Raw genomic sequence first — 24,017 nt, forward strand, 5'->3', positions numbered from 1 at the left:
CAGTTTATTTTAGAGGGGAAAAGGGAGCGTAGTTACCCTAGAGTGTTGAAGTGTTCAAAGGACCGATATCCCATAAAAAAGAAAGCCGTTCACGTTAAGTGAACGGCATTAAGGCTATGCCTCCTTTTTTATTTCCTATTTCTAGGATGTTGTTCTTTTGAGCTTACTTTTATTCGAGTAAAATTCTTTTCGGGCAAGGCTTGAGCGATGTAAGTTAGTTAGCTGAATGAAGCGCCTAAGACAGCAATAAAAGCATTGAAACCAACCCAAAGGACCGCATTTATAACTTGTTTTTATTGCGTTGTCGGTTAATTGTGGATAATGGCTACACGTCGAAACCTCTACCTTGTTAAAATAGCCAATAAACTGCGGCAAAAACAACCGTGAAAGATCAACAGCCCCTAGTAATATAAGCATCAAAGTATGAGCCAAGTCACAAACTACAGCGAATCATGATAAAGCAAATGCTAAAGTGATGACTGGATCACAGCCTTAACGGCTAAAAAAACGACAATAGCTGCCGGTTTAATTATGTCGTTATTGTTGGTCGTTCTGTGTTCGAGTTATCTCATCAAGTTTTATTTTGGGTTCAAGCGTTAGGCTTTGTGTCTATGGCTATCGGTTGGTGGGCTAATGCTCAGTCGTGCGATTCTAAACTCGTCTCTGGCAACCTGTTAGCATCTAGCTTAACGGCGATTCATTTAGGACTACTTGGCAGTACCTTAGGCATGATGAACCAACTATTAAATATTGGTCGGTTCGCCAGTTGCAGAAGCGAAAAAGCACGCAGTGGTTGGCGTATTACACTGTTGCCGTTACTGTTTTCAACATTAGCAGTACTACAAGGCCTTATTTGGGCCGAGCACTGGTCTGAATGGTGCGCTGTTGCAGCCGCCGTTTTAATGAGCTATGCCCTGTTTTATTGCAGCGCGCTAAAATTACGCTACGCCATGCTCCTGAGTAATTTACTCAACCTGATGTTATCGGTTCACCTGCTTTCATGGTCTGGCATCATATACCAACTGGTCACCGTCGCGATTATTGTTAAAGGATTGCCAGCTATAAAACAGCAGTCCTATGAACTAGAAAGAGCTACTTAAGTAGAACTTTACAGCTAAATTTATTTTATTATCAGCAGAATGTTTTACTCAGATTCATCGGTAAATTAGTATAGCGGCAGAAGGTGTAACCTTTAGTGCCGTTAACGAAGGGATCGCAAGACAAGGAAGCAATATGAATGAGCGCCGACAGTTTTCAAGAGTTTTATTTTCCAATCAAGCACAACTTTGTTGCCAAGACGCTATTTGGCAAACAAAATTACTCGACATTAGCCTCAACGGTGCGCTCGTTGAGACTCCTGCAAATTTCACTCCTAAATCTCAACAGCTACAGTTGAGCTTTACCATCCCAGATTCCGACATTCAGGTTCAGATGGAAACCGAGCTAGTGCATCAAAAAGATAATCAGCTGGGTTTAGCTTGTCTGCATATCGATGTGGAAAGCATTAGCCACTTAAGACGATTAGTTGAGCTTAATGTTGGCGACCCGACGTTACTTGATCGGGAACTCACACTGTTTATCGACAAACGTAACCCTGAAAAATAACTGACTTTCAGGGTCGTAAGCTCAAACGTGTTTCTCTTTCTGGCCTTTACGTTAGTTGATCAGCTCGATAAGTTCATGAATTGTTTTAATCGCATGGATCTTCGCCCCTAGCCCTTCCATTGATTTATGGTAGTTTCTATAGGGGATATAGATTTCATCAAAACCATGCTGCACCGCTTCCTTCACTCTCGGCACACCGCTATCGATTGGCCTAACATCACCATTAAGACTCAACTCCCCCATAATGCAGGTGGTTCTTGGCACCACAAAATCATTAAGGCTACTCAGCAATGCCGTGACTAACGCCAGATCAATACACGTTTCAGACTCATCAATCTTTAACCCTCCAACCAGATTAAAGTAAGTATCGTGGAAAATTTTAGTCTTAGTGTGTTTGCGTAAAATGCCGGTTAACATCTTAATACGATTCATATTAAGGCCGACGCATACTCGCTGTGGAAACTCACCTTCAGTTTCAGTGGTCAAACATTGGATCTCGAGTAGCAGGTTGCGATTTCCCTTGCGAATACAGGTAATTGCAGCCCCAGGAGATTCAGTGCTAGAGCCAGAGAGGAATATTTCGCTGGGGTTATCGACACTCAACATACCGCGCTCAGTCATGCGAAATATACCAACTGTATCAACATCACCAAAACGGTTTTTATTTGCTCTAAGCGTACGTACCTGACCATCATTGCACTCAATATGGGTGAGACAATCAACGATATGAATAAGAGTTTGTGGGCCCGCCGTTTCGTTGTTTTTATTCACATGCGCCACCAAGAACATGGTGACATTGTTTTGCTTACAGTATTGCGTCAGCGCTTGAGCACTGCCTTTAACTTGCGATGGCGAACCAGGACTGCCATTCGCCATCTCTGTGACAACCGCTTGAATAGAGTCAATAACTGCAAATTTAACCTGTTTGGCTTCAAGCTCGGCAATAATAGCTTCTACGCTGGTCTCAGCCATTAGATAAAGATTGTCTTCGTTGCAATTAAGCTTTAATCGATTAACGCGGTTTTTAAACTGCGACAGAGATTCCTCTGCAGTACAGTATAGAGACGGCATTAACTGTGACATACGCGCAACGAGATCAGACAACAAGGTCGTTTTACCAGCGCCAGGATCACCCGAGATAATATTGACCGAGCCTGTGGTTAAACCACCGCACAAAACCCTATCTAACTCGCCAATGCCAGTCAGTCTCTTTTGTGCTTCAACCTCTTCAATCTCTGTGAGCTTCTTTGAACCACCACCAACAGCGCCAGCGTAACCTGCACTGGTGGCTGTTGTCGGTTTTACGGTAGAGATCTTAAGTTCACTTATCGTGTTCCACTCTTGGCAAGCACTACACTGACCCTGCCAGCGAGGGAAGTCTTGACCACATTCATTACATACGTAAGCTGTTTTATTCTTTGCCATGATTCTTTCTAGATAGTATAAAGTCGATAAAGTATCGGCAATTTAAGCCGATAACTATGAGTACAAGGAAGTTAGTACTGAAAATAATTATAAAAACTTGCCTGTGAGCCTATCAGCCATTGGTCCAATAAGCATCCTAAAAGAAGTAATTGATGAGTTTAGATCTGCATAATGCGCTAATAGAACAGCTAAAACCCTTACTCATGGAACCCAATTTCCATGAGTTGTTTGAACAGCTCACTGCAGAAGAGTCAAATTCCACCCGCTTTCTGCTTAAGATGGAACTCAACCGGTTAGCTGCTAGCTGTACTCGAGTTATCGACCTCCGCAATAAAACCGATCTTAACTGTGAAAGCTTTGAATTTGGCGCGCAAACCCACTTTATTGACCCACCAGCAAAAGCCAGCTTCCTCGAAGCGCTAGCCCTATATAGAGAGCAATATACCCTTGGCGTTTACGAACAAGTCATCGCAGCCCATAAAGCGCGAATATTAACAGCTCGCAACAATACGAACAGTGGTGACAATACAACAACGCCCTACATCGCTGAAGGTGTAGTACTGGGTAACTACTTTGCGCGCAGTGAAGAGCGCATGAACTACAGCATGAAAATTGAAGTATCCCAGGCGATGCAACGATACATGGGAATAACGGCAGATCTATCGGTTGGTGGTGCACGAATACGCCTGCCTGCGAAACAAACCCTCAATGCCAAGCAACCAATTAGAGTCAAACTGCTAGAGCTTAGTGATGACTATTATCACCGAGATCTTCAACAAGGTGTCGAGTATGAAATTGTCGATATCGAGGGCAACAATGAGTACAACTGGCTAAGATTAAAGCGAGTTTCTGGCAGTGATGCTTTGGCTGAAATGTTAGATAAGCTCATTAGAGGATTTAAGTACCGATACAAAGTTGATGTCAACGATGTGCTGGTCACCGCCAAAGGGCTAGGGTTTGAGCGTCATTACCTACCGCACTTACCTCACCTTGCACTCTTTATTGAGCAAAAAGCTCAAGCTGATTCAGGGCTCCAATACCGACCAAGCCACCTTTTTTTAGGTCGCGACAATCAGGCAATTTCACAATATTTTAAAGATGAGTCGGGTGTCAGTCAGATCAATTCACTGCTCACACCATCACGCTTGAAAGCTATCATTGACTCTGATGAAAACAGTCCCCATAACCAGCTATTTTGCTTCACCTTTCAAACAAAAGGCTGCAAGTTCTATTACTCGGCGACCTTGGCTGAGCTACAAGAGAAACAGCTACAAGCACTGTTTTTGAGCTTTGGTGCAACTAAACCAAGTTGGCGTGTTTTCCATGTTGCCCGTCACGCAATCGATCATCAGCAGTCTTACCGCGCGAGTATACTGCCAGGAGATGATGCAAGTTATAGTGCACTAACCGAAACACAACTTGCAGCATTTACTCATGTGATTCAATTGATAGATGTTACTAATGATGCCGTAAACGAGCAGTATCAAACTTGGAAGGAATTTAATAAAAGCAGTGCAAATGAGCTAAAAGTTTTTGGTCAAAAAAAGCTTACAAAACATAATTTAAAGCAAGTATCAATGCAGTTTAGTGAACGTCGTAATGAGGCGCGCTTTGCATTTAAAACCCCGGTTTTATTGACTCAGGGAGATCTCTGCACTACAGCATTGACTCAAGATATCTCCAGTAAAGGGATGCAGCTTACGACTGAATCCGCTGTGGAATTTAGCCCAACAGCTCCTATAGCGATTAGTTTTCCCAAATTACAAACCATTGCAGGAAAAACCTCCTTACAACATCTGCCCTACCGTCTTATACGTACAAGAAAGAACGGTGTGACATTACACCTTGCCGCGCAGATAGGTCATACTCCGCATATTGGCGTTGAGTTTCTTAATCGCTTAATTGAGCACAATAAAGATAAGTTCGATAAGCTCACAGAGAATAACCATGAGGTAAAAGAGCTTGCCGATGGTATGAAAAACATATTGATCCGAAAATTGGTGTCAGTGCCTTTTTATCTCGAAAAAACATTGAAATCAGCTTACGTCTCGACCATTGGGGTAGGTAAAGAACAAAATCATATCGCCAACATTTTCGCTTCTAATACCAATAATTTATTGGAATATGATTTAGCGCCACTGTTTCAGGATGACAAGTTAAAACGTGATATCGTAACCCCAATTCGCACGATGAAGCCACAGAACGGCCTGTCTTTTTACGAAGTTTATCTGCAAATATCGCAGCACTCTCAGGGAAATATTAACGTTCGTTGCATCGCAGATTCAGATATTAAGGATAGCGGCCACTTACAACAATTCATTGAGCAGAGTAGACGTGTTGGCGAATTCATAGCACTGCGAGTTTATCGAGGCGCAGTAGGAAAACCGGATCTAGACTATATCCGCAGAGAGCGTGAATATATAAAGATCCATGCCCAGCACAAAGGCAAAAAGCTAGAGGAACAACTGTGGCGAATTATCGGTGTTGGCGAGCTACTCGATGTGACTCGCGAGGTTTTATTACGTTTTCCCGAGCTTGATACTGAAGGTTAAAGCAGATTAATGCTATATTCTTGAACAGCAAAAAAGGCAGCGCGAGTATTCACTGGCGCTGCCTTTTTAGTGCATTTTAGTTATCAACTAATATAACTTTGCCCGGCATACACCACAAAATGGCGGAGTGCTAGTACTCCTAAGATGGTGCTGCAGGAGACCGTGATTAAAAAGCCTTTAGTATGACGCCATGCCTTTGGCGCTAAGGTACTTGCCAGTACAGGCACCACTAGGCCTAAGCCAACCACACCAATCCAAAACACACTTGCCCATGCGCCAGTGGTTATCGCAGCCGTTGCCGCTTGTGCTGCTGGGCCTGAAAAATTAAGTCCGACAAACAACAGCACTAGACAAAGCGCTTCGTTAAACGCCACTGGATACTCGATACGGTGCACTTGCTCAATGCAATCAGACTCTTTCTTACTAAAGAACAGTGTTGCTACCAATATGTTCCCCGCAGAGCCCACCGACATTGCCGAAGCCAAAAACAGCGCCGGCAGTACCGCGGTATTTAGAATCGGGTAACTAATCATCGCCGATAACAGGAAGCCAGTGTAAACCCCAACACCCAAGGCTAGCGCAAAAATAAGCTTATTAAGGCTGCCCTCAAGTTGGCGACATACCTTTAATACTCCAGCAAGCCAAGGCGCATAGTGCAGTACTTGCTTTTCAAACACTAACGCAGCAAATACAAACACTAACGGAATATATACCAGTAACGCGATCACCCCCCACGCCATAACCGAACTCAAGTTGTAATTGAGTAAGATATGATAAAACTCAAAAGGCTTAGTTAAATCAAGAACTAGCAATGCCATACCTAAACAGATTGCCACAGGGCCAATCACTGCTGCCGCCTTGATAACCGGTAAACCTTCAGTGGGTAAACCACGGTTCTTTTTGTACCATTTAAGCCCTATTGCCACCAGCATTGAGCCTGCGGACAATCCTGCCATGAATAGGTAAACCGCGATGATCCAGTTCCAAACAACGGGATCGTATTGCTCCATTGAGCCCCATATATTGTTCATGCTTTGATCCCCCCTCGACGGCTTGGAATTCGGTACACTCTTGGTTCAGTACCAAGGTTCACCTTCTGTTGGTAGTTCTGTTTGGTGTCTAACACCTTACGTACTTCTGAGTTCAAATCGTTGGCATCACCGAAAGTGAGTGCATCCGTTGGACAGACACTGACACAAGCAGGCTCTTCCCCTCGTGCTAGACGGCTCTCTTTACAAAAATCACATTTGTCTGGCACCCGTGTTTCAGGGTTAATAAAGCGCACTTTGTAAGGACACGCTGCAACACAGTAGAGACAGCCGACACACTTGCCTTCATTAATTGAAACGATGCCATCATCATTGACATACGCGGCACCAGTAGGGCAAACCTTCACACAAGGCGCGTTTTCACACTGCTCGCAAGAGACGCGATTGTACTTAAAATGTAAGTGTGGGAAGTTACCATATGGCCCTTCAATTCGAACCTGTAACCGAGTCACTGACTCAGGTACATTATTTTCGCTGCGACAAGCCACGTTGCAAGCTTGGCAACCAATGCACTTGTTTTCATCGTGCACTAGAACATAACGTTTAGTCATAATGATCTCCGATTAAATCTTGGCAATTTTGACACCGGTGGTATGCAGGTTCATACCTGTCACCGGAGACGTAACGTGAGGAAGTAAGTTACCGCAATGCACACCTTTACCCGTTGCTCGCGCTAGCTCTTTGTTTTTAGAACCGCAGCCCATGTAGGCAAACACGGTGTCTGGACGTATACCTGGCGTAACCAAGGCATGTCCCTCTTCACTGCCTGTATCGTTGTAGATACGAATAGCATCACCGCTGGAGATACTCAGAAGCCCTGCTGTAATAGGGTGGATCCACACGGCATTGTCAGACATCAAGTTGGCAAGCATAGGTACATTTTGTGTAGCAGCATTGGTATGAACGGCCACCTTACCTTGAATGAAAAACAGCTCATCGGCTTTCTTCATATTCACTTCGCGGTAGCGGATCACGCCGCGTCCAGGCGCCATCTTTTCAACTTTATTTGAACTCAGTTCAATTTTACCTGACGGCGTTTTGAAGCTTAACTGGCTTGCATAGGTGCCATCTTCATCCATTGGCTTAGCATTTGGATAGCTCGCGCTAAATGCTTTGACCATTGCTGGTTCACGCAGCAATAACGGCTTACCATAGCTAACCCAGCCATCACTTTTTATCTTGTTTAGTAGCGAAGTATTCTTATCAACTTGAAACAGTTGCAGTGTTTCCATGTTCTGCCACGGGAAGAATTGACCTTGGCCTAACTTATCGGCTAGCTCTTTCCAAATCAGCCAGCTTGGTTTGGTATTACCAATGGTTTCCACCACTTTTTGACGCACGTAGTAAGCTGGGTTCTTACCTGATTTATCAACAATCTCTTCATCTCGCTCAAGGTAAGTCGATTCAGGGAGGAAGATATCGGCATAAGCAGCGCTCTCGCTAATATAGATATCGCAAGCGACCACAAAGTCGAGCTTTTGCATCGTTTTAACGATTCTTGCTCTGTCGGTCATAGTCTGCATGGGGTTGGTGCGGCTCATTACCCAGCCGTGTAGTTGATAAGGCTTAGCTTCGAGTGTTGAGTCTAAAATGGTTTGGTAGATCCCGCCTGATGACCACAATAGTGAGTATTGCTCGTCAACCATATCAATGCGCTTAGCATCAATTTTAGGCATGTCTTTTACACCAGGTTTTGCCAGCGTAGGCGCAACATTTTCTCCGGCAAATTTATTGTATTTAGACGCTTTCTTACCGAAGTACAAACCACCCTTTCGCTCAATATTCCCCACCAGCACGTTGGCAGCATAAAGTGCTCGGCGCATTTCAAACTCTTCAGTTGTAAATGACGAACGGTGACCAAAATCAACTAATGCATGTGGGGCTGCTGCGGCATACTCGTGGGTAATACGGCGAATATCTTCTGCAGGCACATCACTAATAGATTCTGCCCATTCAGGGGTATAAGCTTTAACTTCTTTGGCAAACTCGGCAAATCCTGAAACATATTCAGCGACAAAGGCTTTGTCGTACAGGTCATCTTCAATAAGTGTATGACAAATGGCGAGTGCCACTGCGACATCAGTGCCGGGCTTAATGGCATACCACTCATCAGCTTTATCTGCCACAATCGAAAAACGCGGCTCAAAAACCACCAGCTTCGCGCCCTTCTCCATTTGTGCATTCATCATGCCTCTGGTTTCAGACATATTGATGCCTTCATAGAGGTTATGCCCAAAGTTAATGATGTACTTAGAGTTGCTCAAATCACGCTTAATTTTACCACCAAACATGGCTTTAGCTGCAACGACATAGCCTGCAGGACAAGTTGATGCATGGGTAAAGGTATTAGGGCTGCCAAAGGCTTTAGCAAGGTGAAAAAGGTGGCCAGACAGAGACCCCGATTTTGACGAGAAAGCGACAGATTCCGCGCCGTGCTCTGCTTTAATTCTATTAAGGTTTTCAGCAATGGTTGCATAGGCTTCGTCCCATTCAATCTCTTGCCACTTTCCTTCTCCACGCTCACCAACACGCTTTAATGGCTTAACGATGCGTTGCTTATCATAAAGTTGACTGTGACCTGCGCCGCCTCGAGCACAAACCGCACCACCATAAGACTTGGCATTTGCGTTACCCAATATCGACACGTTCTTGCCATTAACAATTCGTGCCGAGATAGGACAACGTGTGGAACACATTTCACAAATACTGGCAACAGACTCTGCGCTGCCCTTCAATGTTGATTGTCCAAAAGCGGCTAACGAGCCTGGCAAGCTTGCCAGTGCGCAGCCTGCTGTCGTTGCGCCAGCCCCTTTAATAAAGGTTCGCCGATCTAGTTTCATGATGATTCTCCCAGTAGACATTGGAACTCAGTGCTTGGCTGGGAACTTGCGACCTTTGGTTAGCGTTTATGCTAGAAAATGGCTGCCGTCCCAAACTTTTCATCATTGTCTGCTAGGAATTATCAGCTGAATATTGTGGTAAACCACATATCGACATTTTCATATTACGCTTTGTGAGTCGTTTCACAGTTCAGTTTTGCTCAACACAAACCGATAGAATATGTCTATTGTGGTAAACCACATTTCGATAAGATTTAAATGAATGAACGAAAACCGTCTCTCAAAAATGGTTTAAATCTGACTGAATCGTTGCGGGTATATGAACAGAATAGAAAAAAAGCCTGAACATTTAACAGGCTTCTTTTTGCTGGTGCGGAATTTGAAGGTATAGCTGTAGATTTAGACAATAGGAATATTAATCACACTTCAACACTACGCTCGCTACCACGTTTTTTTAGACTTATTTTAGCAACACAGCCTGATTGCCCGTCATCACGATCATTCAGAGAAAAAGCACCATCGTGTTCATTGACCACCTCATTACAGATAGCTAAACCTAAGCCTAAACCATCCTCTTTGGTGGTAAAGAATGTCGCCATCACCGAGTCCGCACTCTGGACTAAGCCACTACCGTTATCTATAACCAATACGTCAACTTGAAACTCTTTGAAAACAAGTTCGATAACAACCTTACCCTCAGTTACAGCTGGCGCCTCAGCGATCGCATCGATACTATTTTTAGTCAGATTGATAAGGACTTGCAGTAAACCAACCCGATCAGCACTAATGAAGAAAGGCTCGCCTTTAATACGCTTAGTAATTTGGATGTCTCTGCGCTGTGACTCCAATTTTAACAGTGAGATACATTCATCAACTAAGCTAAGAATATTAACGTCACTCATTACTGACTCACGCCGTTTTAGTAGACCGCGGATCCGATGCACCACCTCTCCCGCTCGCGTCGACTGGCTGTGGATTTTTTGCAAAAGCTCAATAGTGGATGCAGCTTGAGGCGTTTTCTCGCCTTGCAATCGCATAATTCCGCCTTCGCTGTAACTGGTGATAGCAGCGATGGGCTGGTTAATTTCGTGAGCCAGTCCGGCGCCAATTTCACCAATAATCGATGCGCTCTGTAGTTTTTCAAGGGCGATAGCTTGCTGTTTAAGCTGGCGCTCAGTGGCGATTAACGATTCGCTTTTCTGGTGAAAACGGTACTCAATCCATAGGTGATAAATGGTCGCGACCAAAAATACAAATATAGCGAACATGCCCCAATGCCGATTATCTTTAAGCCAGTTCTCAACACTCTCCCAACGACTTGCGTCATTTGCATGCACATGAAGTTCACCAAATAATTGAATAACCGCTAACTGACTTATGGGTGATGTCCAGCCCATGAGTTGCGCCTTAACAGCTGCAGGATGGCTGGCAGGCAATTCCATTAATGCTTGAGTTATCTGTTTAGTTAAGCTGATATCAACGCTTTCACTCGCTGCAAAAGACCAGTTTGGGTAAAGATTGGTGCTGCACTGGCAATCAAAGCCATCTGGTCGGCTTGGGTTAAGAATGCGATAGTCATCCGCATCGATCAGCCCACGTTCTACCATATCTTCAAAAGTACACAGCGGCGTTATCGCCGCATCAACATTACCATCCCTAACTTGATACAAAAGCGGATCCAGCGGGAAGCCAAGGAACTTGACCTCTTTAAAGTAATCTTCTGACTCCATTCCCAATTTATGCATTAAGCCGACCGTAGCTTGATAGCCACCAAGGGCGTGGGGATCACTTGCCGCAATCACCTTACCTTTTAGATCATAGAGAGTTCGATAGTCACTTTCCGCCTTAACGATAATGGCTGAACCTATTGCAGATGTAGCACCGTTATGACGTGCCGAACGCATTGTTGCTAGCCAAGATAGCGGATACTGGTTTGATAGGTAGAGGTACTGGCCAGGGTTGGTAATAATAAACTGGATCTGCCCAAGTTCCATGGCTAGGTTAAGCGCTTCAAAGTTGCCAGGGTAAACGTGGAAATCGGTGCCCGGTACCTGCTCATTTAAGTACGCCATCATGGGTTGCCAACGCTCAATAGCTTGTTGGTTGCCCCAATTAGACAATACACCCACATAGAGTGATTGAGTTTGTCCCCAAACACTCGATGTACAGCACAGTAATATTAAACAGATTAAGGTCCGATACACTCTATTAGCCCCGTATTAAACGCTGGTTCAAGTTTACGATAGTCTAATGTAGGCCCAACGTGATGGGTCTCATGCTTTGTAAAAATTATGTTCGCATTAAGTAAGGAACTGAGATATTTATCTAATACCTAATTAAAGTGAAAGAGGTATACCCATGCAAGCGTTGATTGGTGGCCCTGTCTACCTTGTCGATGATGATGAAGCTATCATAGATTCCATCACTTTCCTGATGGACGGGTTTGGCTACAAAATAATAAGTTTTAACTCAGGAAGTGCATTTATGGCAGGTATTGACCTCAGCCAACCAGGCTGCGTGATCCTGGATGCACGTATGCCAGGGCTGAGTGGCCCACAAGTTCAGCAACTGTTAAGAGACGCTAGTAGCCCGCTATCAGTTATCTTTCTAACTGGTCACGGCGATGTCCCTATGGCCGTAGATGCCTTCAAAAATGGCGCTTTTGACTTCTTTCAAAAACCCGTTCAGGGCCAAGCATTATCGCAATCTATCTCAAAAGGGCTGCAAAACAGTGTTAATCAATATAATCGGCTCACTGAGCAACAGCTGATAGCACATTTATCAGAGCGAGAGTTGCAGATCTTTAAGCTCATAATCGCAGGCAATACCAATAAACAGATGTCTAGTTCGCTTTGTGTGGCGATTAGAACCATAGAGGTACACAGATCAAAATTGATGGACAAACTCGGCGTGGCCAATTTAGCTGAACTCGTCAAACTGGCCCCTTTGATAGAAACTGAAGATTAACGATTTAACTGACGATACCAATCTCGAACCGTTGGAAAATGATCTTGCACAGCATCTTTATGGGTCAACATTCCTGCATGGTCATAGTCGTGCTTAAAACCATGTTTACGGCTGAGCAAAGTATAATCGACCTGCTGAATTTGGCACTCGCTAATCATTCGCTGTACATCACTAGGATTGCCTAAAACAGTATCGCCCTGCCCGGCAATAAACCAAGACTTAGGCCATTTTGCATTTTTTGCTGCCTGACTGTAGCTAAAGCCATCGTCATGATCGATCCAATGGCCGCGAACCCAGTCGATACTTTGCAGCAATGAAGCCTGAGACTCATTATCCATCCCCACCTTTAACTTATCAGCAGGAAGGTATCCACGCTGCCAAGCTATAAAAGGTGCAAGTCGATTCCAGAACAGATCGACCTTCAACCACTTGCTCAGTGACTTAACTTCAATACGACGCTTGCTGCCAAAGGTCACCAGTGAAGCCACCGATTGCTGTAAATTTTCATATCGAGCGATAGCGCTGGCCATCAACACACCACCCCATGAGTGACCGCACCAGTGCACGCTATCAGTTTTTGGGTGTAGAGAGAGTATATACTGTTGAATAAGCGGCAATTGCTCTCGGATCACTTCACCTTGCCCAGCACTAAACCCTCGGCCTAGTTTAGGGGTACTATGCCCTCGCCCAAGCGTGTCCAATACATAAACGACCACACCAGCGTCAGCTAAATAGCAGCCTAGCCCTTTACCTGACTCACTGTAAAAAACACGTCCATTAGACATAGCGCCATGTAGCATCAATAACGGAGGCTTACTCATATCGGGGTTAGCAGGCATTAATTGCCTTAAATGCAGGTGGCCGTGGTTATAGGGCACAAAGAGAGATTTCTGTTGGGTTTTCACGCTGTAATGCTCAATTTTTTTAACCTAAGTTACTGAGTTAACCACACAAAAACAAGAGTAATAACTCTAAAGAAAAGGCTGATACAAACAAATTCAACAGGTTTCAAACAGCGAGGAAAAGGAACTACTAAATGGAACAGCAGCATAAGACACTTTTGAAACAAAAATACAAAGACCCATAAAAATGAATTTATAGGTCAGTAGATGACTAGCTTAGTCGATGTTTACTATAGAGCACGCTTACCTAGAGTGACTACTTCAGACTATTTAAGCTGAAAAAGATAGGGCAACACTTTAAGGTTTAGCTTTTCAATATTAACCTCTGCAGCCGCAGCAAGCTTAGGTTTTGCATGGTAAGCAATACCAAAGTCTGCAATATTAATCATTGGGATATCGTTGGCGCCATCACCAATAGCAACACGTTGCCCCATTGCAATTGACCACTGCTTAGCGCAACTTTCAACAGTATCAGCTTTAAACTGTGCATCAACCACCTGACCGGAAACCGTGCCGAGTAGCTTCTCACCAGCAATATCTAACTCATTAGCAAAAGCAGCATCTAAATCGAGTAACTGCTTAAGGTGGTTAACAAAAGGAGTAAAACCACCGGAAGCCACTACTGTGCGCCATTGATACTGTTTTAACTCGGCAATCATTTCGGTCAACCCCGGCATTAACGGTAGTTTGCTACATAAACGGTGAATAATGTCAGCGTCGGCATCTTTAAGCTTTGCGACTCTGGCACGCAAACTCTCTTCAAAATCAAGCTCACCCTGCATGGCTTGCTCTGTCACGGCAGCAACTGCTGCACCAACCCCTGCCATCTCGGCAAGTTCATCGATACACTCTATCTCAATTGCAGTCGAGTCCATATCCATCACCAATAATCCGGGCTGATTAAGGACTGGAGCATCGGCTTTGAGCTGGAACACCTCTACACTCGGTAAGGTCTGCAAAGTAGCTAGATCAAATAATTTTTCAGCGCAAACCTCTATACAAGTCAACCCGGTCTTACGCGTAATGAGCGCAAGGCTTAGCTCTGTCGTATTACAAAGTAGCCAATCTTCTATAGCAGCAAGACAGCTATTATCGGAAAACAGGATCCGAAAACGCAGTCCAGCGGATGGATACCCAGTCTCTATATGGCGAGAAAATCTTTGTTCCCCAGTGTGGTAAGACATGCTACTTTCACTGCTTAACCATTCAAAAACAGTAGATTGACTCAAATTTTCCATTAGTTATGCTTCTCCAACTACCGAGTACTGAGATAATCAATTATGATTAAGTGAGTACACTACAAATTAAGGATTTCAGTGTTTTATTTAAAAGGCCTAAAAAAGAGCCATCGAATAAGCAGGATATTACAGATCCTTATCGCTATCGCATTATTCATTGGTCTGGATCAGTTGTGGGAAACTAGCCTACTACAAGGGCAACAGCTTCTAAAGTCCCAAACCGAAAAGATGGCAAGATTATTAGTTGAGCAAACTGCCTATGGCGCAGCTCCTGCTCTGCAATTAGAAAATGATGAGCAGCTGCAATGGCTTGCCACCGCATTGGTACTTGACCCTAAAGTCATGTCAGCCAGTATTTTTAGTGAAGATGGTGTCAGATTATCATTCGCACAAAGTGTTACCCAAGAGGATTATGAAGCTGACTCTGAGGAGATGGCACAACTGCTTGCCCAATACCCTCCTTATGTTGAGGCTGTTTCGCAAGATGGGCAAAACTTGGGTTATGTAGAGGTTAGATTAGAGCCCAAATACTTTTTTAATGAAATTAAAGAAGCGCACCAGATCAATATGGAACAGCAGCAGATGATGCTGATCATTGCTGGGCTCATCGGCATGCTATTGTCACGCGCGTTATCGTTTAAACGCGCCGACTTTGACAGGCGTAAAGCTAAGATAAAGTTCAGACAACTGCTCAGCAAAAGAAATGCTAAACATCGACGTGAAGAGCAAGATAATCAAGCGGATGAAACACTTTCTGTAGAAGAGAAAGCCCATAAACCATAAATTGTAATCGTAATACATTTCAGCACAAAACAAACAGCCACAAAAAAGCGGACAAATAATGTCCGCTTTTTTATGACCTGTAAACCTGTATTACTGGTTTACTGCAACAATGCTCATTAAAGAGTGATAGCTGCTTCTAGTGTCATTTCGATCATTTCGTTAAAGGTAGTTTGACGCTCGTCAGAAGAGGTCTTTTCACCAGTACGGATGTGATCAGATACAGTACAAACACATAATGCTTTAGCACCGAACTCAGCAGCAACGCCGTAAAGGCCTGCAGCTTCCATTTCGACACCTAAGATGTTCATTTTTTCCATAACATCAAACATTTCTGGATCTGGAGTGTAGAAAAGATCAGCAGAGAAAACGTTACCAACACGGAACTTAGTGCCTTTCTCTTCTGCAGCTTTAACCACAGCGCTAAGTAGGCTGTAGTCAGCGATTGCTGCGAAATCTTGGCCTTTAAAACGTAGACGGTTAACTTGTGAATCAGTACATGCACCCATACCGATTAATACGTCACGAACTTTAACGTCAGTGCTAACTGCACCACAAGTACCAACACGGATTAAGTTTTTAACACCGTAATCTTTGATCAATTCAGTTGCGTAGATTGAGCAAGAAGGAATGCCCATACCTGAACCCATAACAGAGATGCGAACACCTTTGTATGTACCAGTAAAACCTAGCATGTTACGCACGTCAGTAACTTGCTCAACGTTTTCTAGAAATGTTTCAGCAATGTATTTTGCACGTAGTGGATCGCCAGGAAATAGCACTGTATCGCCAAATGCACCGTCTACGGCATTAATGTGTGGTGTAGCCATCAGAAAACCCCTATTTATATTTTTAGACCGTCGTTAATACTTGAGTCTTTGTATGCTAGCGGTCCAAAGTGAACCGCCAAATTTAAAAATTGTTTCGGTTTAACTAGCGAACAAACGACTCGCCATATTCCATAGGCTCAAGCTTAAAGTAGCTCGCTATAGATTGGCCCATATCAGCAAAGCTGTTACGTAGACCTAATGATCCAGGTTCGAGCCCTGCACCATATGCTAAAACCGGTACTCGTTCGCGAGTATGATCGCTGCCAGGCCAAGTTGGGTCACAACCATGGTCTGCAGTAAGCAGTAAGAAGTCATCTTCGTCTAACAGAGCTAATATCTCTGGTAAGCGAGCATCGAAATACTCTAGGCTGCGAGCATAGCCAGCAACATCACGGCGATGGCCGTAGTGAGAGTCAAAATCAACAAAGTTAGTGAATACAATCGTATTGTCACCCGCTTGTTTAACTTGCTCTAGCGTGGCATCAAACAATGCTTCAAGCCCAGTTGCTTTTACTTTTTGAGTAATCCCGCAATGTGCATAGATGTCAGCAATCTTGCCCACACTAACCACTTCACCGCCGGCTGCTTTAAGCTTATCGAGTACTGTTGGCGCTGGTGGCTCAACCGCATAGTCACGACGATTGCCTGTACGCTCAAAGTTACTTGCATCAGTACCAACAAATGGACGAGCAATAACACGGCCAATGTTGTAATCAGCTAGCTCTTCGCGAGCGATAATGCAAAGCTCATATAATTTTTCAAGTCCAAAGCTCTCTTCATGACAAGCAATCTGGAACACTGAATCGGCAGAGGTATAGAAAATAGGCTTACCAGTGCGCATATGCTCTTCACCAAGCTCTTCTAGGATCACAGTTCCTGAAGAGTGGCAGTTACCGAGAAACTCAGTTAAACCTGCACGAGCAAGTATTTTATCTGTAAGTTCCTGCGGGAAAGAGTTAGTCAGATCGCTAAAGTAGCCCCATTCATATAAAACAGGTACACCCGCCATTTCCCAATGTCCACTCGGCGTGTCTTTACCTGAGCTTAATTCATCGGCATGACCGTAAGCGCCGATAATCTCGACATCATCACCAAAACCAGCAGGGAATTCACCTGTGCTCTCTTTAGATGCGTGCCCTAAACCCAAGCGTGCTAGGTTTGGCAATTTCAATGGCCCTTCACGGCCGTCATTTGCTTTACCTTCAGCACATGCTTTTGCGATGTGTCCAAAAGTGTCTGACCCTACGTCGCCAAAGGCTTCTGCATCATGTGCAGCCCCTACGCCGAATGAATCTAGCATCATGATTATAGTACGTTTCATAAACTGTGCTCCGTTACAGATCTGACTCGCGGATATAACGATATATCTCAGGAGTTTTCTCTGGTTTGGTATCGCCAATGTGAATCGCTTTTTTCACTGCAGCTTCAGCTTCAGCGAAGGCACCTTCAGATTGAGCGTGTATAAATGCGATAGGCTTATCGGCACTGATTTCATCGCCAAGGGCGCAAACTTTAGTCAGTCCAACACTGTAATCGAGTGTGTCACCAGGCTTACGACGTCCGCCACCTAAGGTAACAACGGCAAGACCCAATTCACGGGTATCCATTGCCGTTGCAAAACCGGTTTGGTCAGCATAAACAGGACGAATGATTTGTGAATCAGGTAGGTATTTACTGTAGTTCTCTACGAAATCAGTCGGTCCACCAAGACCTGATACCATGCGGCCAAATATCTCAGCAGCTTTACCGTTATCGAGCACTTCATTTAGCTTGGCACGTGCCTCCGCTTCATTGCTTGCAATACCACCAAGGGTAAGCATTTCTGCGCAAAGTCCCATAGTCACTTCGTAAAGACGTGGATTACGGTAAGCACCAGTCATGAAGTCGACAGCTTCTTTAACCTCAACAGCATTACCTGCACATGAAGCCAAAACTTGGTTCATGTCAGTTAATAGAGCGGTTGTTTTAGTACCTGCACCATTAGCAACTGCAGTGATACTGCGGGCAAGCTCTTCAGATGCTTCGTAGGTTGGCATAAAGGCGCCAGTACCAACTTTGACATCCATTGCGAGGGCATCAAGGCCTGCGGCAAGCTTTTTAGAAAGAATAGATGCGGTAATAAGTGAGATAGACTCTACTGTCGCGGTATTGTCGCGGATAGAGTAAAAGCGCTTATCAGCAGGGACTAGATCCCCTGTCTGACCAATAATTGCTACGCCAGCCTCTTTAACCACTTTGCGAAACAGTGCACTATCAGGCTCAGTATTGTAACCAGGAATGGCGTCAAACTTATCGAGTGTTCCGCCAGTATGACCCAAGCCTCGGCCTGAGATCATCGGAACATAACCACCACAAGCTGCAGCCATAGGGCCTAACATCAAACTAATGACATCCCCCACACCACCGGTTGAGTGCTTATCGATAATTGGACCATTAAGGTCAAGAGATTTCCAGTCGAGAACCGTACCAGAATCACGCATAGACGTGGTAAGCGCGATACGCTCATCCATGTTCATGTCGTTGAAATAAACCGCCATACCTAGTGCAGCAATCTGCCCTTCAGATACAGTGTTATTGGTGATGCCATTAACGAAGAATTGGATCTCTTCAGTTGAAAGGACTTCAGCATTACGTTTTTTACGAATAATTTCTTGAGCTAAAAACATGTACTACCTCCAAGAATGTAACCGAGTTTCCACTTAAGGTAACTTTCAGTTAGCAATCTGCTAAAGGGGAATCAAAAGCCGTAATATAGTTACATAATAACGGACTTTTGATACACCTAATTAGATTTAGATCACACTTAACAACAAGCTAAATCAGTAAAGATTAGTAACCTTGTGGTCCTTTAGGTGCGTCACCTAACTCCAATGTATGAAGTAAGTTAGTTAATAAGCTAGAAGCGCCAAAACGGAATGTCGCAGGAGTTGCCCAGTCGTCACCTAGAAGACGTGCAGCAACACCTAAAAACTCTGCCGCTGCTGCAGCATCTTTCACGCCACCAGCAGGCTTAAAGCCGACTTTGGTATTCTTTTCGCTAATCACTGTCATCATAATTTCAGCAGCTTCAAGAGTTGCATTTACAGCAACTTTACCTGTTGAAGTTTTAATGAAGTCAGCACCAGCATCGATTGATAGTTCAGATGCTTTACGGATAAGTGCTGGATCAGCTAAAACACCTGACTCGATGATAACTTTCAAGATTGCTTCATCGCCACAAGCTTCTTTACAGGCTTTAACGAGCTCAAAACCAACAGTTTCGTTACCCGCCATTAATGCGCGGTATGGGAAGACAACATCAACTTCATCTGCGCCGTAAGCAACTGCTGCACGCGTCTCTAATACTGCAATCGCAATATCGTCGTTACCGTGTGGGAAGTTAGTCACTGTTGCGATTTTGATATCATCGCCGCCAATCTCATTTAGCGTTTTACGTGCAATAGGAATAAAGCGAGGGTAGATACAAATAGCAGCGGTGTCGCCAGCTGGCGTCTTAGCTTTATGACATAAATCGATAACCTTCTGGTCGGTATCGTCGTCATTTAGCGTAGTAAGATCCATTAAATTAATGGCTTGTTGTGCTGCTTTTTTTAAGTCGCTCATAATAGCTCTCCGAGACATATTCAAATAGTAAAGTTTTAATAGAAAATTGTCGTATAGCTGCGCTTAGAGGTGGCTGGTTTTGATTATAGTTATGGGCCGGGCCTTCGAGCATTGCCAAACCTTAATGATGGGCATCGATTGATGATGCTCAACATAAGGTCAATATTCAGGTATCCAACATTGCAACGTCTTTGCATTGCAATAATCTTGACACTAGTGTCACGACTTGAATCCATGAAGACCGGGAAGGGAGATAGATACTGCTTATGTCTGCCTTTCCGCGAAAAGTCCTTTTTAGCGCGTAATAAATCTTATATCACTTTCAATTAATACTTACCTAAACAAGCTAATTAAATATAGTTCATGCTTAAGTAAAAATTAATCTGTTTGCGTTACCAAAATGACTAAAAATCGAAATAAAAATTAAAGGTTCAACATCAATATGTTTAGAAGATAGTTAGAGCCGCGACATTTCGCGGCTCTGACAGATACTTAACTGTTCTTTAAGCGATGCTTAGAACTTGTAAGTAGCAGTTAGGTAATGAGCAAAACCAGTTGACTCTAGGCCAAATGTTCCGTCATCTTTAAGAAGGTATACATCTTGGTATGCTTTTAGACCATAACCAAGTGCATAGTTCTCTGAATGCCAGTGTAGACCGAAGTATGCAGCACCACCGCTTGAAGTAAATGTAGTATTTACGAAGTCGCCATTGTCGTCATAAGCTTTAACTTCATCAGCACCAAACTGGTAATCTACATAACCTTGGAAAGAGATGAATGAACCATTGTCGAAGTTAACAACAGGCTTGAACCAGTTCATAGAGAATTGGTAACCGTTCCACTCTTTAGCATTCATATCGTAGTATGAGTAAAGGTTCATGCCAGTTTTACCTAACCATGGAACCATTACGTCAGCACCGATACCAACTGAAGCGTTGTTTACGTCTTCACCGATAACACCGCCACCCCAGTTAAATAGAGTTGAGATGTATACTTCTTGGATTGGACCAGCAGAAAGGTCCCAACCAGTCATCGCATCGATAGAGAAACGAGGAGCAAATTTCATGAACATCTTGCTCTTGCCAGTACCAGTCGCTTTATCGCCTGAATCACCTGTCGCTAGGTTGAATACATCTACGTAGCCGTATAGGTCAACGATGCCAGCGCGGCCGCCGAATTCCATTTCTAGGTAATCATGTCCGCCATCATCAGCGTCAGAACGTGGAAGTTCGTTAAATGCGTACATTGCGTTGAACTGCATCCAGCTGTAATCGCCAGAGCGGATATCTTCGCCGCGATCTGCTGCGAAAGTAGGTGCTGCCATTGTAGCTGTAGCTGCTAGTGCTGTAGCTAGTGCGATAGTTTTAACGTTTTTCATCATCAACCCCATTTATTTATGGTTTGCTGCTCGACTTTATGAAGAGTCAGCGTTTCTTTTTTATGGCGCGCATTCTACTTAATTTATGTCAAACTTCAACACTATTTATGTAAAAATGCGAACACTAAGTTTTAACATTAGAACAAAGTCATGATTTATCGACAGATTATTCTGTCTTACCATTGTTATTGTCGTATTTAAGTCGAAATAATCCCTAATCTTAGTTATTGACCATTTCGTAAAACTTTATATTGGAAAACGATTGACTTAATTGTGGCTCTGCTCTGAGTGAGCAGAACCAAGGCTGAGCAACACATGCCACTCAGTCAACTTGAGGCTTACAATGCTAGGAATAGACCAGCAAGTGTTGCACTCATAAGGTTTGCTAGTGATGCTGCGATAACCGCACGAACACCAAGCTTAGCAAGGTCGTGACGACGGCTTGGAGCCATAGCGCCTAGACCACCAAGTAGAATTGCGATTGAAGATAAGTTAGCAAATCCACATAGCGCGAATGAGATGATAGCTTTAGTTCTATCAGTCATAGCAACACCAGTTTCAGCAACAACTATACCGCCATCAGCAATATCTTTTAGGTATGGAGCAAAGTTTAGGTAAGCAACGAATTCGTTAACAATGATCTTCTGACCAATGAAAGAACCAGCAACCATTGCTTCATTCCAAGGCACACCGATTAGGAATGCTAAAGGCATGAACAAGTAACCTAAGATAAGCTCTAGAGAAAGATTCTCCATACCAAACCAGCCACCAATGCCGCCTAACATACCGTTAAGCATTGCAATAAGACCAACGAATGCTAGAAGCATTGCACCAACGTTTAGTGCTAAATGCATACCAGAAGCAGCACCGGCAGCAGCAGCGTCAATAACGTTAGCTGGCTTGTCAGTGTCTTCAGGCAGATCGCCCATTTCGTTTTTAGTTTCTTCAGTCTCAGGATGGATAAGCTTAGCCATCATTAGACCACCAGGAGCGGCCATGAAAGATGCAGCAACCAAGTACTCAATCTTAACGCCCATACCAGCATAACCAGCAAGTACCGCACCAGCGATAGATGCAAGACCACCAACCATGATAGCGAATAGCTCTGAGTTAGTCATAGTCGCAATAAATGGACGTACAACTAATGGCGCTTCAGTTTGACCTACGAAGATGTTTGCAGTAGCAGACATAGACTCAGTACGGCTTGTACCCAATGCTTTCTGAAGACCACCACCGATGAACTTAATTACCATCTGCATGATGCCAAGGTAGTAAAGAACAGCAATCAAAGAAGAGAAGAAGATAATTACAGGTAGTACGCGGATAGCGAAGACGAAGCCAACACCGTTTGCGAACATAGCGTCAGTACCTAGACCACCAAATAGGAAGTCGATACCAGCTTGAGAGTAACCAATAACGCTGGCAACACCCATTGAAACGCCACCAAGTACTTCTTGTCCAACTGGTACATACAATACGAAACCACCGAAAGCGGCTTGAATTGCTAGTGCACCAAGAACAGTACGTTTGTTAATTGCTTTTTTATTATTTGAAAGCCCGAAAGCGATCGCTAGTAAGGTGACCACCCCTACTAAACTCATTAAAATATCCATTAACCATCACCCTATTGTTAATACTTTTTAATTATGTTGTTAACCAACCTTTTTCCGCGGTCGATTATACCCGACCAGCTGCCCAAAAGCGTCGTATTGATCAAATTTTTGAAGTTTTATTTCAATGATTTCGTTAGTTATTCTGATGCGAGTTACATCTGTTCAATCAAAATAAAACTAAAGGTCAAAGAGTTGCGAAACATTCAAATACAGCTGTTCTGATATAAGAACATTAGTTTTTTTCTGTAAACTTGCCATTTTTTTGAGTAATAAAGGCAGAATTAGTGGAGAATTACGATCATTATCACTATTTTGAGGCCTCATCGCAGGGGAATCTGTTTCCAATACAAACGCATTGAGCGGCAATTCAGCCACTGTTCGGTGTAGTTTCTGAGCATTATCATTTAACAGTAATCCGCCTATTCCTAACTTGTATCCCAACTGAACATAACGTGATGCTAACTCTGGTCCGCCATAAAAGCCGTGGATCACCCCTTTTCTGGCATTTTTACTGCCTTTGAGCAAATTAAGCATCTCTTCGTGGCTTTTAACACAATGAATAATGAGAGGTAGATCAAATTCTTCTGCGAGCAAAATTTGAGCCCTAAACACCGATAATTGTGTTGCGAAATTACTTTTATGTAACTTATCTAAACCACACTCGCCAATTGCGACAAGTTTTGTATCTTGCTGCGATTGCAATAGCAATTCTCTGAGATTAGCTAACGTTTGCCCTGTCATAGAATCACAAAACCAAGGGTGTATGCCCAATGCAAAAGGGCAGTCAAACTGTTTAGCAATGCGAACTTGGTTTGCCCATTTATCTTCTGAGACACCAGGGATCACAACTTGCTCTATCCCCTGCGCCCTCATCTGTTGAAAAAGTTCGCCTCTATCGTGGTCAAACTCGCTAAAATCCAAATGAGCGTGACTATCTATCATTGGAAATACTTTAAACTGCTCATCTTTCACTAATAATGTCATGGCTTCCCTCTATGAACGCTCACTATCAAAGGTCAATATAACAAGTCTCCATCTTATTGTAATACTAGGGTCAGTTGATCTTTCGAGCTTAGTTTTTGTTCGATTCTTTACCGTAAGGAATAATGCTCCTAGTGCAAGGCTTGAGCAATGACGCTTAGCCGTCTAATACCAATTGCATTAAAAGTTTGACCATTCAGCGGGAATTCAAAACGCTGTAGGCAAGTAGTGGAATTTGAGCTAATAGTTATTCT

The 24,017-nt window shown here is 43.7% G+C and carries 19 protein-coding genes; 5 read left to right on the forward strand and 14 right to left on the reverse strand.

The window, feature by feature from the left end:
- Positions 1-554: 554 nt before the first annotated feature.
- Entirely contained in the window at positions 555-1,100 is a 546-nt protein-coding gene (locus tag AB4238_RS00665; protein WP_372030633.1) for a YgjV family protein, read from the forward strand.
- 133 nt (positions 1,101-1,233) lie between these two features.
- Positions 1,234-1,605: a PilZ domain-containing protein gene (locus tag AB4238_RS00670; protein ID WP_372030634.1), complete on the forward strand. Its 372-nt coding sequence runs from the start codon at positions 1,234-1,236 to the stop codon at positions 1,603-1,605.
- Positions 1,606-1,656: 51 nt separating this feature from the next.
- Here the strand turns inward: AB4238_RS00670 and radA are convergent, their stop codons facing one another.
- The gene (gene radA, locus AB4238_RS00675) at positions 1,657-3,030 is read right to left on the reverse strand and encodes a DNA repair protein RadA (protein ID WP_372030635.1); all 1,374 of its coding nucleotides are present in this window, start codon (positions 3,028-3,030) and stop codon (positions 1,657-1,659) included.
- A gap of 152 nt (positions 3,031-3,182) precedes the next feature.
- On the opposite strand from radA, the gene AB4238_RS00680 reads away from it, so the two are divergent.
- Positions 3,183-5,582, forward strand: a complete 2,400-nt coding sequence (locus tag AB4238_RS00680) for a PilZ domain-containing protein (protein WP_372030636.1) — start codon at positions 3,183-3,185, stop codon at positions 5,580-5,582.
- Positions 5,583-5,665: 83 nt separating this feature from the next.
- Here the strand turns inward: AB4238_RS00680 and nrfD are convergent, their stop codons facing one another.
- From nrfD to AB4238_RS00700, 4 genes are all read right to left on the reverse strand, one after another.
- Positions 5,666-6,613 (reverse strand): NrfD/PsrC family molybdoenzyme membrane anchor subunit, encoded by a 948-nt coding sequence (gene nrfD, locus AB4238_RS00685; protein ID WP_220735931.1) that lies wholly within the window; start codon positions 6,611-6,613, stop codon positions 5,666-5,668.
- Positions 6,610-7,182, reverse strand: coding sequence for a 4Fe-4S dicluster domain-containing protein (locus tag AB4238_RS00690; protein ID WP_220735932.1), 573 nt, complete (start codon positions 7,180-7,182; stop codon positions 6,610-6,612). Before AB4238_RS00690 ends, nrfD begins: the two co-directional genes overlap by 4 nt.
- 12 nt (positions 7,183-7,194) lie before the next feature.
- Positions 7,195-9,471: a thiosulfate reductase PhsA gene (gene phsA / locus AB4238_RS00695; RefSeq protein ID WP_372030637.1), complete on the reverse strand. Its 2,277-nt coding sequence runs from the start codon at positions 9,469-9,471 to the stop codon at positions 7,195-7,197.
- Between the two features lie 419 nt (positions 9,472-9,890).
- Positions 9,891-11,675 (reverse strand): PhnD/SsuA/transferrin family substrate-binding protein, encoded by a 1,785-nt coding sequence (locus AB4238_RS00700; protein ID WP_372030638.1) that lies wholly within the window; start codon positions 11,673-11,675, stop codon positions 9,891-9,893.
- 154 nt (positions 11,676-11,829) lie between these two features.
- Between AB4238_RS00700 and AB4238_RS00705 the strand changes: the two genes are divergently transcribed.
- A complete protein-coding gene (locus AB4238_RS00705) occupies positions 11,830-12,438 on the forward strand; it encodes a response regulator transcription factor (protein WP_372030639.1) in 609 nt (202 codons plus the stop codon).
- On the opposite strand, the gene AB4238_RS00710 is transcribed toward AB4238_RS00705, so the two are convergent.
- On the reverse strand, positions 12,435-13,343 hold the full coding sequence (locus AB4238_RS00710; protein WP_372030640.1) for an alpha/beta fold hydrolase: 909 nt from the start codon (positions 13,341-13,343) through the stop codon (positions 12,435-12,437). The two genes, AB4238_RS00705 and AB4238_RS00710, sit on opposite strands and share 4 nt — an antisense overlap.
- Before the next feature lie 263 nt (positions 13,344-13,606).
- A complete protein-coding gene (gene serB / locus AB4238_RS00715) occupies positions 13,607-14,578 on the reverse strand; it encodes a phosphoserine phosphatase SerB (protein ID WP_372030641.1) in 972 nt (323 codons plus the stop codon).
- 78 nt (positions 14,579-14,656) lie between these two features.
- On the opposite strand from serB, the gene AB4238_RS00720 reads away from it, so the two are divergent.
- Positions 14,657-15,361 (forward strand): YtjB family periplasmic protein, encoded by a 705-nt coding sequence (locus tag AB4238_RS00720; RefSeq protein WP_372030642.1) that lies wholly within the window; start codon positions 14,657-14,659, stop codon positions 15,359-15,361.
- A 116-nt stretch (positions 15,362-15,477) separates the two neighbouring features.
- On the opposite strand, the gene deoD is transcribed toward AB4238_RS00720, so the two are convergent.
- The 7 genes from deoD to AB4238_RS00755 form a co-directional block, all read right to left on the reverse strand.
- Positions 15,478-16,188, reverse strand: coding sequence for a purine-nucleoside phosphorylase (gene deoD / locus AB4238_RS00725; RefSeq protein WP_020911404.1), 711 nt, complete (start codon positions 16,186-16,188; stop codon positions 15,478-15,480).
- A gap of 103 nt (positions 16,189-16,291) precedes the next feature.
- Positions 16,292-17,509, reverse strand: coding sequence for a phosphopentomutase (locus tag AB4238_RS00730; RefSeq protein WP_220735939.1), 1,218 nt, complete (start codon positions 17,507-17,509; stop codon positions 16,292-16,294).
- A 13-nt stretch (positions 17,510-17,522) separates the two neighbouring features.
- Complete coding sequence (gene deoA, locus AB4238_RS00735; RefSeq protein WP_220735940.1) at positions 17,523-18,854, reverse strand: thymidine phosphorylase; 1,332 nt, start codon at positions 18,852-18,854, stop codon at positions 17,523-17,525.
- Positions 18,855-19,017: 163 nt separating this feature from the next.
- Complete coding sequence (gene deoC / locus AB4238_RS00740) at positions 19,018-19,791, reverse strand: deoxyribose-phosphate aldolase (RefSeq protein WP_020911401.1); 774 nt, start codon at positions 19,789-19,791, stop codon at positions 19,018-19,020.
- A 514-nt stretch (positions 19,792-20,305) separates the two neighbouring features.
- Positions 20,306-21,169 carry an outer membrane protein OmpK gene (locus AB4238_RS00745; protein WP_372030643.1) on the reverse strand — a complete coding sequence of 288 codons (864 nt, stop codon included), beginning with the start codon at positions 21,167-21,169 and terminating at the stop codon, positions 20,306-20,308.
- A gap of 338 nt (positions 21,170-21,507) precedes the next feature.
- On the reverse strand, positions 21,508-22,782 hold the full coding sequence (locus AB4238_RS00750; RefSeq protein ID WP_372030644.1) for a NupC/NupG family nucleoside CNT transporter: 1,275 nt from the start codon (positions 22,780-22,782) through the stop codon (positions 21,508-21,510).
- Positions 22,783-22,959: 177 nt separating this feature from the next.
- Positions 22,960-23,766 (reverse strand): TatD family hydrolase, encoded by an 807-nt coding sequence (locus AB4238_RS00755; RefSeq protein WP_372030645.1) that lies wholly within the window; start codon positions 23,764-23,766, stop codon positions 22,960-22,962.
- Positions 23,767-24,017 lie beyond the last annotated feature (251 nt).

The sequence above is a fragment of the Shewanella sp. 10N.286.45.A1 genome (genome assembly GCF_041470405.1).
Taxonomy (GTDB): Bacteria; Pseudomonadota; Gammaproteobacteria; order Enterobacterales; family Shewanellaceae; genus Shewanella.

Excerpts from the sequence above, each read along its gene's own strand:
- AB4238_RS00670 (WP_372030634.1), top strand. The coding sequence starts at position 1,234 with ATGAATGAGCGCCGACAGTTTTCAAGAGTTTTATTTTCCAATCAAGCA.
- radA (WP_372030635.1), bottom strand. The coding sequence starts at position 3,030 with ATGGCAAAGAATAAAACAGCTTACGTATGTAATGAATGTGGTCAAGAC.
- AB4238_RS00680 (WP_372030636.1), top strand. The coding sequence starts at position 3,183 with ATGAGTTTAGATCTGCATAATGCGCTAATAGAACAGCTAAAACCCTTA.
- nrfD (WP_220735931.1), bottom strand. The coding sequence starts at position 6,613 with ATGAACAATATATGGGGCTCAATGGAGCAATACGATCCCGTTGTTTGG.
- AB4238_RS00690 (WP_220735932.1), bottom strand. The coding sequence starts at position 7,182 with ATGACTAAACGTTATGTTCTAGTGCACGATGAAAACAAGTGCATTGGT.
- phsA (WP_372030637.1), bottom strand. The coding sequence starts at position 9,471 with ATGAAACTAGATCGGCGAACCTTTATTAAAGGGGCTGGCGCAACGACA.
- AB4238_RS00705 (WP_372030639.1), top strand. The coding sequence starts at position 11,830 with ATGCAAGCGTTGATTGGTGGCCCTGTCTACCTTGTCGATGATGATGAA.
- serB (WP_372030641.1), bottom strand. The coding sequence starts at position 14,578 with ATGGAAAATTTGAGTCAATCTACTGTTTTTGAATGGTTAAGCAGTGAA.
- deoD (WP_020911404.1), bottom strand. The coding sequence starts at position 16,188 with ATGGCTACACCACACATTAATGCCGTAGACGGTGCATTTGGCGATACA.
- AB4238_RS00730 (WP_220735939.1), bottom strand. The coding sequence starts at position 17,509 with ATGAAACGTACTATAATCATGATGCTAGATTCATTCGGCGTAGGGGCT.
- deoA (WP_220735940.1), bottom strand. The coding sequence starts at position 18,854 with ATGTTTTTAGCTCAAGAAATTATTCGTAAAAAACGTAATGCTGAAGTC.
- deoC (WP_020911401.1), bottom strand. The coding sequence starts at position 19,791 with ATGAGCGACTTAAAAAAAGCAGCACAACAAGCCATTAATTTAATGGAT.
- AB4238_RS00745 (WP_372030643.1), bottom strand. The coding sequence starts at position 21,169 with ATGAAAAACGTTAAAACTATCGCACTAGCTACAGCACTAGCAGCTACA.
- AB4238_RS00750 (WP_372030644.1), bottom strand. The coding sequence starts at position 22,782 with ATGGATATTTTAATGAGTTTAGTAGGGGTGGTCACCTTACTAGCGATC.
- AB4238_RS00755 (WP_372030645.1), bottom strand. The coding sequence starts at position 23,766 with ATGACATTATTAGTGAAAGATGAGCAGTTTAAAGTATTTCCAATGATA.